We start from the raw sequence: 12,865 nt of genomic DNA on the forward strand, positions 1-12,865 counted from the left end.
ACCCAACCCAACCCAACCCAACCCAACCCAACCCAACCCAACCCAACCCAACCCAACCCAACCCAACCCAACCCAACCCAACCCAACCCAACCCAACCCAACCCAACCCAATTCCAATAAACACACAATAAATTCATTAGAAAAAAGGCAGTCCTATTATGAGGTCCGTAGACCTTATGAGACTGTCTCTTTTTTTGCAATGAAAGTAACTAAACATAATATTCACCAGCATGGCGCATAATACGGGAGTGCAAATCAATGAAGTTAAATGAGGTTTAAGCTGGATTTCTAATATTAACTTGGAAGGAGGCGTTAGAATTGACACAGCATAATGAGGAAAAAGGTCGTTCGGCGGAACAAGCGCAGCAAGCTTCTAAAAATGCGGCTCAAAAGGGAAAAACGCCGGAGAGTGACGGTTTTGATAAGAAGTTGGATGGACCTAACCGGCCGTCTACATAATTCAGGGGAGATGATTTTATGTCGAACCTAGAGGGCAATTTTTTATCGAAGCATGAAAAGAACCAATCGGAAAAGCAGCATGTGGATGATCCGATGTTAGATCCCTATGAGATTGAATTTTTACCGCAATTTCTTGAAGGCAGAGGAGAGCGAGAGCCATTCGTTAATGAATGGGGCGTAATCATTGGGGATCATCAGTATGAATCAGCCAACTCCCCTTTGGAACAATGGAGCGAGGATACTGATCCTGCCATTATGGCAGGCGATCAATGGGTTCACCCGTTCAAGGATGTTGGATTTAGAACGGCTGAAAACAGGGATATTTTCGAACGGGGAATCGCTCCGCAAAGTGGTGTATTCATGCATCCTGATAAAAATGTGGCATACAGTGCTGGAACTACCCATGATTCTTCTGAAATGTCGGAAAATGAGCAACCGGAGTAATCACGCTCCGGTTGCTTTATTTTGATTACGGAAGGTATAATAGTAGCTAAACTAAAGTAATTAAAAAGGAGTGTGTTTCGATGTCAATGTCATTCGAACGATACATGTTAGATATGGTGCAACCTATGCGGGATGATCTTACTCGCATCGGTATCCAGGAGCTTCGCACACCTGAAGAAGTTGAAGAAAAATTGCCAAATGCAAAAGGAACTGCACTTGTTGTTATAAACTCCGTTTGTGGTTGCGCAGCGGGCCAATGTCGTCCAGGCGTAGCTGAAGCATTGCAGCACGACATTACACCAGATCACCTATATACAGTATTTGCTGGACAAGATAAAGAAGCGACTGCTAAAGCTCGCGAATATTTCGCACCATACCCGCCATCTTCTCCTTCCATCGCGCTGATGAAAGACGGAGAGCTAGTATACTTTATCGAGCGTCATCAAATCGAAAACCGTTCTGCAGGAGACATCTCAGCTGATTTGTCTGATGCGTTTGATCGGTTTTGCCGCTAAATAAGGAAGGTATTTATGAGCTTACAAAGTGAAATTATTGAACGGCTTGGCGTGAAGCCGAACATTGACCCTGATACGGAAATTCGCAAACGGGTAGATTTCCTGAAGCAGTATGTAAAGCAATCGGGTACGACAGGTCTGCTTATCGCGATCAGCGGCGGCATTGATAGTGCGGTTGCAGCTGGACTTTGCAAGCGCGCAACAGATGAGCTAAGTGCTGAGTCAGGTCGCGAGTATATGACTCTTGGTGTGTTCCAACCCTATGGGGATCAATCCGACATTGCAGATAGCTATGCTACAGCGGATGCATTTCAGCTGAAGCATCGCGCAGAAACAAACATCGCAGAAGCGGTGGATGAGATTGCAATAGAGGTGGAGCATAGCTTTAAATCTCTAGGTATCCCTCGTCATTTGAGCCGCGGCGGCAAAGGCAATGTTAAGGCAAGAACTCGTATGGTTATGCAATACGCGCTCGCATTTGACCTTAATCTCCTTGTAGTCGGTACGGATCATGCGTCTGAGGCTGTTACTGGCTTTTACACAAAATGGGGCGATGGAGCCGTTGATGTTACGCCGCTTAGCTCGCTTAACAAGCGTCAAGTACGTGAGTTAGCCTCCCATATTGGTGTGCCGCAGAGCATCCTCGATAAAGCGCCAACTGCCGGCTTATGGGATGGTCAAACGGACGAGGATGAGCTTGGCATCACTTATGGTGATAACAGCGACTACCTCGAAGGTAAACAAATTAACGACGAATCACGCGAAAAGCTAGAAAAACAATATTTGAAAACCGAGCATAAGCGTTCCCCAATTCCGGGTATTTAATGCTTGTGTGATTTCATTTGATAAGACTGCCCTGTTAGGCTGAGAAATCAGTCAGGGGCGGTCTTTTTGCGTAAAATACTTGTTTCTAGGAGTCACTCCTAATTTGCTAGAAAAAAGGGAGACGACTACTGTTGCGAGAATAGTTTAATCAACGAATCAATATGAAGGAGCATTGCATATGAAAACCATTAAACCAATTAGAAATTCAGCCAAGGCAGTCATCATTGCAAACGATCAGATTCTTTTGACAAAAAACATGGATGCGGATGGTTATTTTTATTTATATCCCGGCGGCGGTCAAGAGAAGGGCGAGGAACTGCGGGATGCTGTTATAAGAGAATGCCTAGAGGAAACGGGATGTATGGTAAGTGTGAAGGATCTCCTATTTATTAGAGAGTATATTGGTGAAAATCATGAGTTTGCAGAATGGGACTCCGATACGCATCAGGTTGAGTTTTATTTTGAATGTGCCATCGAAGAGGAGGAAGCTTCGCTTACTGGACATAATCCAGATGGTGATCAAATTGGTGTTGAATGGATTGCGCTGGAGCAGTTGGATGAGATCAGAGTTTATCCAAAGGGTCTGACTAAGCAGTTGCAGGAACGCAATTATAAGCCTTGTTACATTGGAGATTCGAATTAATTTGAAAAAGAGAATACCCTACCTCATTGCTGCTATTGTTGCTATACTGCTTGGCCTTTGCTCAAGAAAGTTTGCCCATTCTTTGCCGCCATTTGTAGCAAGCCATTTCGGTGATGCACTTTGGGCGAGTATGATTTATTTTGGAGTACGTACATTATGGGTAAATAAAAGCTTAAAGCTAGCGGTGCTCATTAGCTTCATGTTTTGCTTTGGAATTGAATTTAGTCAGCTGTATCAAGCAGACTGGATCAATAGCATACGAGACACGCTCCTGGGGGCATTAGTGCTGGGGCATGGTTTTTTGACGATTGATTTGATAAGGTACAGCTTTGGAATCGTCATATCACTGATAGTGGATAGATACTTAATTATTCGTAGTGGTAGGGGTTAATTCGATTAAGAATCGAGCATCCTGAATGAAAATGTGGAAGCAGTTAGGGAAGCCGGATGATAGGCTTCCCTAACTGCTTCTTTCATTTATTACCGATACCACGTTAGAAAGGCATCGGCAACTTCTGTTCCCGCGAGACCGTTAGGATGAGGATCGTTATAAGGACTCATAAATTCTGGTCGAAGCAGTTGATCATTAGGCTTTGCTTGACCAAGTACAGCGGCGATATCAAATATGCCAGCTACATCCACAGCGGATAGGCTGCGAATCCATTTGTTTACCGTACGCCAAATGACTTCTTGCTCGCCAGTGAAGTTGAAAGCAGGCAGTGTGCTCAGCCATATCTTTCTTTCGGGTTTATCCGCTTTAAGCTGTTTGATAATGGAGCTTAAATCAGCGATCAATTGCTCAGCACTGCGATTAGCGGTGCCAATATCATTAACGCCTAGACAAACGACAACTTCATCGCTTTGCTTCGCTTTGGCAAGCCATGCGCTGTCGTTCACCAAATCATATGCACGTGCCCATCCGCTGCCAATATTCCATACACCGATGCCGGGTTCTAGACCTTTCGCAATTTTTGCAGCCCAGAAGGAATAACCATCCTGCTCCGTACGCACTCCTTGTGTAATCGAATCTCCGAGAAATACGATGCTTTTCGTTATGGATTTCTCATAAGCGAGAAGAGAGGGAAGCACCTGACGGTTGCCCGCTGGTGTGTAACCCAGCGATGACACTTGTCCAGCAAGATCTCCTTCTGCTTCAAACGCGCTCGCAAGCAAGGTCTCGGTATTGAACGGGATGCCGTTCTCTAAAGCGTCAATTGTAAGTGCCCAGCTGAATGCTAGAAAATGATCTTCTGGTATGGTTATAGTGACTGCATCACTCCAAAACTTCTCGCCTTGCTGAACGTCTTTTGTGGGAGAACCAGCAAACGTTACCGCTTCCACAGTCCCCTCAATCATACTGCCATCAGGCTGTTGACCGCCATCTGCCACAAAGCAGGATTCAATCCGCCAGCGTCCCCCAAGATCATTCGCTTTGGATTCGGCACCGTCTGCCCAAGTCGAATCAACGATATTGCTGTGCCAGAGCTTAAATTGCAGTTGACCATACTCTCGCGGTTTTATGTACGTTCGAAAAGTTACGGTTGTCTTTTTTTCTACTTTCCATATAAAGTTTGTTGCGCTGGATAGAGATGTAATGGATGTGTACCTGTTGTGCAACATCTTCAGCTCCTTAAGTCTTTATAAAGTTCTCTCCTAATAGAGATTTCATTTCTCTCAAAACTATCATTTTAAAGTTCAGAAGGCAATGAAGAGGTTTTCATAGCAATAGAAATTATATATGATAGTAAGAAAAAATGGCAATTCAAGGAGACTTGTGAAATGACCTACAGGACTAGACAAAAGGAAATCATACGTAAAATAGCATTACTAGCTGAGCGCCAGCCCCTTCTAAGCAGTGGATTGTGGTTTCATCATGATATTCGCGATAACTTTTACTATGCATCCTATCTATTCGCAGCTGCAGTAGATTTTTCCGAGGAGCTCCCCTTTGAGGCGGAGGCCGCTAAGCAAAAGGCAGAAAGTGTTTTGCTAGAGGTGCTCCTTCTGCAAGATCAGAATGTCGATAGTGTCACCTATGGTCATTGGCCGTTAAATCTTGGACAAATTCCACAGCAAGCAAAACCCCATGTATTGCCGGTTGAGCTCATGGGGAGCTTGATGGCTGTCTTTACGAGCCAATACAGCAAACTGTTTAGTGAAGCACTCGCCCAAGCTTTTGAATCGGCGCTTGCTATTATTTATCGAAGCGGCTTCTATCGTAAAAATAACATCTTCGGACACCATGATGCCAAATATACAGCGGCGAAGCTTATTTTTGGGCAATTATACGAGGATGCAGAGCTGATAGAAGATGGGAACAACAACCTAAAGCTTACGTTAGCCCATGTTCGTAACAATGGAATGTCTGAATACAGCAGCTTGCCATGGTTCTGGCATTGGGTGCAAGCGTTCACAAGCGCATGGCAGCTTATAAAAGATCCAGCAATCAGGGATGAGCTGAGTGACTTACTGGATTATCTTTGGAATGAGAGAGCTGCTTTTTACTTAAAAGGAGCATGGGTCGGCGCGCACTGTCGCGGTCAGAAGCATGATATTCCGCTTGATGGCAATGTATTGTTTGACTATGTACAATTCGGTGATTTTGAGCTGCCTGCGGATATGCCGCGTACGGAATATGCGGGCTTCCTCTATTACGAAGCGCCACAATCGACGAGACAAACAGCGCTTAATAGAAGCGAGCCTGTGGAAGTGAAGAAGGTTATTACGAAGTTCTCAGAAGAGGGATCGACACACCTTCACAGCTATGCTTATATTACCTCTGATTACGCAGTCGGAGGAATGTGGGAGCGGTTTGCTGAGTTTGATAATGAACAACAGCGATGGGATATTTCATTCCCGCTCGGTCAGCTTGAAGGCGTGAACCAAGCCTATTTCTATCATCCGTCTGAGCCGGGTTCACAGGCTGATCCGAGACATCAGACCGAGCATACAGATGTTCTTTTTTACAAAAATACGATCGTCGCGCTTTATCCGCTGCCATCTGACACAGTGAATCAAATCATAGGCATACTGCCGAACATCAATTGGCAGAAAGAGGCTGGTATACTGCTAGGAAAGACGAAAGATGTCTATTTAACGGTCTATCTCATGCAGCCATATGTGTTCGAACAGCAAACAGATCGTGTCATTGTGACAAGCGAAGGCTCTCAAAACGGTATTATTATGGAAGCAACTCGTGTCCAAGATGCACAGCAAAGAGGCTTGAACAGCTTTGAGGCTTTCGTGTCGGAAGCTAAGCGCAATGCTCCGGTATGGTCTAATAATGAAAGGCTGAGTGTTCGATATACAAGCCAAGATCAGAGCTTGCTAGAGTTAAGCTTGGATAGTCATGCAGTCAGTCACAAAAGTATAAATGGAAAATCGGTTGATTTCTCAACATATAAGCTATAGTTGAGAAACCCTTAATCGCAAAAATCGGCAGCTTTCGATGATATTTTCAGGGAATGGTATCGCTTTCAATGTCGAAATGATATGATTTCATTAAACCTTTCGATGACATAAAGGGAGCTGTTACATATGCAACGAAAACCTACTATTGGCTTGCTTACGCCCTTTTTAGGCGGCAACTACCTTGGTGAGCTTATTAATGCCATCCAAAAGGCTGCTCAAAGCTGTGATGCGAGATTAGTGTCTATTCGAACGGCGGGAAAGCAGTATGATTGCCCCATTGCGATGGACCATGTCGACGGCTGGATTATTTTGAATGTTGCTGTCACTGATGAGTATATTCGAGAGCTGTCAGAGCGTTATAAGAAGCCAATTGTAACGATAGCGAAGGATATAACAAACTTACATATTAACGGCCAAATGGTGGAATGCGATAATGAGGATGGCATTATTAAAGCGGTCCAACATTTATTTGAACATGGTCACCGTTCAATCGGTTTCGTTGGGCATCAAAGTTTAGATGATATGAGACTTCGATTGAATGGTTATTTAAAAGGACTTGAGCTATGTCATCTGCCATTCAATCCTGACTATATGATAGATTGCGGGGATTTGAGCGTGCTTGGGGGACGCGACGCAGCGCAGCAAATTGTAGATGCCGGTTTTCCCTTTCACGCTGCTGTTGTATGCACAGACATGACGGCTATTGGTATGATTGAACGGTTAACAGAGCTGGGCTACCGAATTCCCCATGATCTAGCGATAATAGGCTTTGACAATACAGAGACAGCCAAATCGTACAAGCCGAGCATCTCGAGCATAGATCAAAATATTTCCAAAGCAGGTGCCAGCGCAGTTAAGCTATTACTAAGTCAAATTGGTCAATGGCCTTACATAACAGAGAGACATTTCATCGATTGTACGCTGGTAACTCGTGAATCCTGCGGCTGCGACACAAATCATTTGCCTCTTGATGAATCCAGCCAAATTCTTCAGTCTTATGATCCTGATCGCAGTCGCATTACGCAGCTTGGTGTCCATTATGAATTTAATAAATTTATACTAAACTATAAAATAGAGCGAATAAGGGATTTGTCATGGGTGCTTGCACCCTTTTTCCATTGGGCATGCCTTGGATTATGGGATGGCAATTCCCAATCATCTCGTTCTTTATTGATAAGTGAATGGTTTCATTTTCATAGAAATGAAGAAATCCCTTATCATTCGAATACCGATAATCAGAGGGAAATGGATATCACTAGCTTTCCGCCTTTCGAAAGAGTAGGCAGTGAACATCTCGCACAAGAGAGCGAAATGACATACTTAATTCCTTATCGCACGCTTCAGGATAATTGGAGCGTAATTGCTGTAGGCACCTCGTTTAGCAATGCTGTGAGCAAGCTGGATGATTATATGTCAATCGTTCATTATCTTGACCTTATTGCGACTACGCTGGATCGCCAAGCGCTGGAGGAAGAGCTTAAGGAGCAAGGCATGCAGTATAGAAAAATTGCAGAGCAGCTCGAAATTGTGTCGAGAACTTCTAATGACGGCATTTGGGAAATGGATCTTAAAACAAATGAGATGATTTGGAATCAACGATTTTATGATCTGCTAGGCAGAAATGATGCCTGTCTCTTTGTAGAGCTTATTCATGAGGATGACATTTCTGCCTATCAGCTTGCTTTGAAATCCCATTTGGATGAACAAACACCATTTATGCTGGATGCGCGCCTGCTTACGAGTAGAGGCCAGTATATGTGGGTTGTCATTTCTGGAGAAGCACTGCGTGATGAGGATGGACACTTCACTCGGATGGTGGGATCAGTTAGAGATATCACGGAACGTAAGCAGGCAGCGGACAAAATGCGCTATTTGGCTTATCATGATACGCTGACTGGTCTCACCAATAGACGGCGTTTCTATGAAGAAATTGCAGCCGCCTCAGAAATTGATAACCAATCTTTTGCCGTTATCGTCCTCGATCTGGATCATTTCAAAAAAGTGAATGACAGCTACGGCCATCAGATGGGCGACCGACTGCTGCAGCTGGCTGCAGAACAATTAAAGCTTTTGGTTCGGAAAAATGATCATATCGCTAGGTTCGGTGGGGATGAGTTTGTCATTATGTATCAATTCGATGAGATTGCCGAGGTTGAAGCGTTGGCTGATTCAATGTCCAACCATTTGTCATCGTTATTATTTGATGAAGGCATAAATTTGACGATTACGATGAGCGCAGGCATTAGTGTGTATCCGCGCGATGGATCGGACCCCGACACACTGATCAAAAAAGCCGATATCGCAATGTACAAGGTGAAGCAGAACGGCAAAAATCATTTTGAAATCTTTTCCGAGCAGATGATAGAGCAGACGATGTGGCGGATTAATACAGAAAATGAGCTGAAGGATGCCGTTGCCAATGAGGAGTTTGTGCTCCATTATCAGCCGCAAATTCATATGGAGACAGGCGAGCTGTTCGGTGTAGAGGCTTTACTAAGGTGGTATTCTCCAACGCGAGGTATTATGTCCCCCTTAACCTTCATTCCTCTTGCAGAGGAAACAGGTCTTATCCTTCCTATAGGTGAATGGGTCATTATGGAGGCCTGTCGCCAGAGTACAGTGTGGCTGAGCAAAGGCTATAAGCCGCTAAAAATATCGGTCAATATTTCTGGTCAACAGCTGAAGCAGCCTAATTTCGTTAACCGAGTGAAACGAATCATTGAAGTGACGGGCATGGATCCTAATTATTTATGTATTGAAATAACAGAAAGCATCGTAATCGATGATTTGGATACGACGATTGCCATGTTCAAACAGCTGGCTGAGATCGGTATTCAAATGTCGATGGATGATTTTGGAACAGGCTATTCATCCCTGTCCGTATTGAAGAAGCTGCCGCTTAATATGCTGAAAATAGACAAATCCTTTATACGCGAAATGACGCATGAGCATCAGGATTTTGATATTGTTAAAGCCGTCATATCCATATCCAACAGTTTAAAGCTCAAGATCGTTGCAGAAGGTGTGGAACAAAAAGAGCAATATGAGTTATTGCAGGAACTCGGCTGTGATTATATGCAGGGTTACTATATTAGCAAGCCATTATCGGCGGATGAGCTAGAAACGAGCATACTCGTCTCCGTATAGCCGATCCTTTTTCACATATTGTTCATAGCTTAGTAGCTCTATTGAGTCATGTGCTTGCAGCCTTCCATTGATACAATTTGGTCAATAAATCAAATTTGGGAGGCTTTTTGTATGAAATTTAGTAAGAAACTAGTCGTTACAGCTTTAACAGCCGTGTTAACATTAAGTGCAGCTATTCCAGCATTTGCTCATGACGGCTGGACGCAAACCAATTCACCGATCGTAGCGCAGGGTCAGGTGTCCTACATAGACCTTATGTATGGCAATCACTCCAATGAGCATAAGAGCTACCGCATTGAAGGGCAATGGGGCGTTGATTCCTCAAAAGTTTTCGTTACAACACCTGCTGGAGTGAAATCGGATATTACGAGTACGCGTTTCTATGCGGGAGAGCCTGCAACGAAAGAGACGCCAGCTTTAAACAATTATTTTACAGCTTCGTTTAAGTCAAATGTACCGGGAGCATATATCGTTTCAACAGAGGGCGATAGCATCTATAAGAGCGATACATCGGCAAGCCGTACACTCCGCAGCGCCAAAGCTTTTGTAGCCGTAGGCGATATTCCTATGTTAGATCGCGTCAAAGCACTTACAGGTTTCTCTAAGGTAGTAAGTGCGGATCGAGCAGAGCTGGTACCGCTATTCAATCCTGCAGCGATTACGCCGGATGAGAAGGTGTCGATTCTATTGCTCTTAAAGGGTGAGCCGCTTGCAAACACAGCTGTTGATGTCATTCGCCGCAGCAATTCTGAAGCGCTTGAGCTAAAGACTGATGGTATGGGCAAAGTGACGTTCACGACAGGAGCGGCGGACTATTATTTAGTACGTGCTAAACCAAGCACAACGGAAGCTAAAGAGGGCGAATATAGTGTAACGAATTACGAGGCAACGATGACCTATACGGTTCAAAATAAATCAACAAAGCTGCCGGGAACAGCAATATCCGTTAAACCGCAAATTTATGTTAATAATAATGTTGTTAGCGCAGCAGGCTTGACGGTTCAGAAGGGTGTAACAATGGTAGATGCCTCATTCATCCGTCAGTATGTTGACGCATCCTATGAAGGTACTGGTTCTGTAGCACTTCGTACCGCTGTGGAAACGGGAGGCAAATTTATTGAATTTTTCCCGTCTGTTGGGCAAACGCAAGCTGCAATTGCAATTTATACGAAATAAAGGGTGCTTATGAAAAAACTAATTATCGGAATAGCATTACTGTTTACAGTGTGGGCGTGTGTGCCGGGCTTTGTCTCGGCACATGCCTATGTTTCTGAATCGACACCGTTCCAGGATGAGGAGTTAGCTGATTCTCCATCCCTCATAAAAATTAAATTCACCGAAAAGATCGATACCAAGCTAAGCTCGATATCACTCCAAAACAGTAAGGACAGCAGTCTAATTGCCGGTAAGCTCAGCAATATCGGGGATTCAACACTCGTGTTTACAATTCCAAAGCTGGATAAAGGCATCTATAAAGTAAGCTGGCAGGTGCTTTCGTTGGATTCGCATACGACGGAGGGCTCCTATCGATTCGCTGTAGGCGTGGAGCTAAAGGCTACCAAGCCAAGTGATACCATTTCGCTTGACGGTGATTCGGATAAGCAAGACAACACTACTGGAAATGTCAGCAGCGATCAAGGGAAAAATGACACAGCGGCAACGAAGCCGAGTGAAACGCCTGGTGCGAAAGAAACTGCATCAGTGAAGCCGGTGCCTTCGTCAAAGCCAAGAGCAAGCTCAAATGATGCAGCTGCAAAGCCAGTGGAGAAGAAAACGGAAACTGGTTCCTCGACTGATGCAAAAAAAGCTAGTGATGAGGCAACTTCAAATCAACCTAACGGGGGCACTTTAGCGTTAGATGCAGAAACCAATGAGCCAACCATCACTTCCAATCCAAATGACGATCAGTTATCAACTATACCTGTACCTGAATCTGAGAAAGTCCCTGCTGCATCTATTTCAGCAGCAGAAAATGCTCCCACTAGCGCGAGCGAACATAACCATGGAGGAGCCGATGAGTACAATCACAAAGGCGAGCACTGGTTTATGGTTACGCTGCGAGTACTCGATATCTTATCCGGTGTTGTGCTGGCAGGCATATTATTTTTCCGCTATGCACTTTGGCGAGATAAAAACGAGGCAGCGCCATATGGGTTTTCGTTATCGGTAGAGCGAATTGTAATTGGGGCTGCGGCTCTCATATGGATACTCTCTGGACTTGCGCGATTAACTATGCTGTCCGAGCAGTTTGAAGGGTTGTCGCTTTATACGATAGCCACAGGAACGATGGTGGGGAAAGTTGCAGCGCTTAGACCAGCGGGAGCCATACTGATTCTTTTGCTGGCATTCGCCCCGGTTCGCGAACGAATATGGGCAAATCCGCTTAAGCTGATTATTGTTGCTGCTTTAATTGTTACCTTTCCTCTGACTGGCCATGCTTACGCCTCACAGAATGATGTTATGGTGGCGATTGTTGCTCATGTGCTTCATATGGGTGCCGCAGCTGTCTGGTTTGGCGGGCTGCTTGGGTTGTTTTCACTTACGTTCTATCGAGAGGGGAATCCCTCGTTAAATGATGTAGCAAAGCGTTTCTCCTTATGGGCTGTGCCGAGTATGCTCATTATTTTAGCAAGCGGAATATGGCTCTCCGCTGCGCGATTGACTGATTGGGGACAGCTTGTAACATCGGAATATGGTCGTCTCATTCTAGTCAAATCCATTCTTATGCTGCTCATTCTTGTTATTGCTGCGTTTCATAAGCTAATGTTCATGCCGAGAATAGAGCAAGAGATGAGTGCGCAAACCGATACTCCTCAAGCTAACCTAACCAAAAAGGGAGCGGTCAAAGGGCTTAGAATTGGTGTACGGATTGAAGTGCTGCTGGCAATTGGATTATTTCTATTTGCAGGCTGGCTATCCACCTCGTCACCTCCAGAAGATACCGCTTCGCAGGAGGCATTTGAACCGTTTTATTGGCATGTAATGGGGGAAGAAGCGCATATGACTTTGCGTGTTTCTTTGGATAAATCATCCAATGAACAAGCTGCAAAGCTTTATCTGTGGCTGCCTGAAGAGCAGGCAGAGCCGAAATCCGTCGTTGCGATTATTACAAGCCAAACGAGTGAGTCATCAGATCCTTCAAATGAGGAGCTAACCATTCCTTTTGAACTGCAAGCCCCTGTAGAGGAGCTTTATGAATTTCCAAACTTCAAGAAATATACGTACCTTGCAACGGGGGAATATATAGATTACGCGAAGAAAAGTGTAATAACGATAGACGTGATTGATGCAGAGGGGAATAGCTTCCATTTTGAGAAGGCGATTGGCAGCTAATAGGGTGGTTGATAACATCTAAAGCATTTCAAATGCTTGACTTCATCCCGCTCATCTGCTAATGTCACCTTCATGAAAAGGCGGGTGT

General features: G+C 44.6%; 12 protein-coding genes. 11 read left to right on the plus strand and 1 reads right to left on the minus strand.

What is annotated here, in order from left to right; all coding sequences use genetic code 11:
- The 7 genes from AC0YOD_RS19670 to AC0YOD_RS19700 all read left to right on the plus strand — a co-directional run.
- Positions 1-241: hypothetical protein (locus tag AC0YOD_RS19670; protein ID WP_475801037.1), on the plus strand; the 241-nt coding region annotated here is incomplete at its 5' end.
- 77 nt (positions 242-318) lie between these two features.
- Positions 319-459, plus strand: coding sequence for a hypothetical protein (locus AC0YOD_RS19675; protein WP_475801038.1), 141 nt, complete (start codon positions 319-321; stop codon positions 457-459).
- 93 nt (positions 460-552) lie between these two features.
- Complete coding sequence (locus tag AC0YOD_RS19680; RefSeq protein WP_475801290.1) at positions 553-903, plus strand: DUF3905 domain-containing protein; 351 nt, start codon at positions 553-555, stop codon at positions 901-903.
- An 80-nt stretch (positions 904-983) separates the two neighbouring features.
- Entirely contained in the window at positions 984-1,418 is a 435-nt protein-coding gene (locus AC0YOD_RS19685) for a BrxA/BrxB family bacilliredoxin (protein ID WP_475801039.1), read from the plus strand.
- A gap of 15 nt (positions 1,419-1,433) precedes the next feature.
- Complete coding sequence (gene nadE / locus AC0YOD_RS19690) at positions 1,434-2,243, plus strand: ammonia-dependent NAD(+) synthetase (RefSeq protein WP_475801040.1); 810 nt, start codon at positions 1,434-1,436, stop codon at positions 2,241-2,243.
- Between the two features lie 187 nt (positions 2,244-2,430).
- Positions 2,431-2,886 (plus strand): NUDIX domain-containing protein, encoded by a 456-nt coding sequence (locus tag AC0YOD_RS19695; RefSeq protein ID WP_475801291.1) that lies wholly within the window; start codon positions 2,431-2,433, stop codon positions 2,884-2,886.
- Between the two features lies 1 nt (position 2,887).
- Positions 2,888-3,277, plus strand: a complete 390-nt coding sequence (locus AC0YOD_RS19700; RefSeq protein ID WP_475801041.1) for a ribosomal maturation YjgA family protein — start codon at positions 2,888-2,890, stop codon at positions 3,275-3,277.
- Positions 3,278-3,366: 89 nt separating this feature from the next.
- Here the strand turns inward: AC0YOD_RS19700 and AC0YOD_RS19705 are convergent, their stop codons facing one another.
- Positions 3,367-4,506, minus strand: a complete 1,140-nt coding sequence (locus AC0YOD_RS19705) for an SGNH/GDSL hydrolase family protein (protein WP_475801042.1) — start codon at positions 4,504-4,506, stop codon at positions 3,367-3,369.
- A gap of 159 nt (positions 4,507-4,665) precedes the next feature.
- Between AC0YOD_RS19705 and AC0YOD_RS19710 the strand changes: the two genes are divergently transcribed.
- The 4 genes from AC0YOD_RS19710 (at position 4,666) to AC0YOD_RS19725 (ending at position 12,777) form a co-directional block, all read left to right on the plus strand.
- A complete protein-coding gene (locus AC0YOD_RS19710; RefSeq protein WP_475801043.1) occupies positions 4,666-6,297 on the plus strand; it encodes a hypothetical protein in 1,632 nt (543 codons plus the stop codon).
- A gap of 126 nt (positions 6,298-6,423) precedes the next feature.
- The gene (locus AC0YOD_RS19715; protein ID WP_475801044.1) at positions 6,424-9,444 is read left to right on the plus strand and encodes an EAL domain-containing protein; all 3,021 of its coding nucleotides are present in this window, start codon (positions 6,424-6,426) and stop codon (positions 9,442-9,444) included.
- 111 nt (positions 9,445-9,555) lie between these two features.
- Positions 9,556-10,620, plus strand: a complete 1,065-nt coding sequence (locus tag AC0YOD_RS19720) for a DUF4198 domain-containing protein (protein ID WP_475801045.1) — start codon at positions 9,556-9,558, stop codon at positions 10,618-10,620.
- Positions 10,621-10,629: 9 nt separating this feature from the next.
- Positions 10,630-12,777 (plus strand): copper resistance CopC/CopD family protein, encoded by a 2,148-nt coding sequence (locus AC0YOD_RS19725; protein WP_475801046.1) that lies wholly within the window; start codon positions 10,630-10,632, stop codon positions 12,775-12,777.
- The last annotated feature ends 88 nt before the right edge of the window (positions 12,778-12,865 follow it).

The sequence above is a fragment of the Paenibacillus sp. J31P13 genome (genome assembly GCF_056269295.1).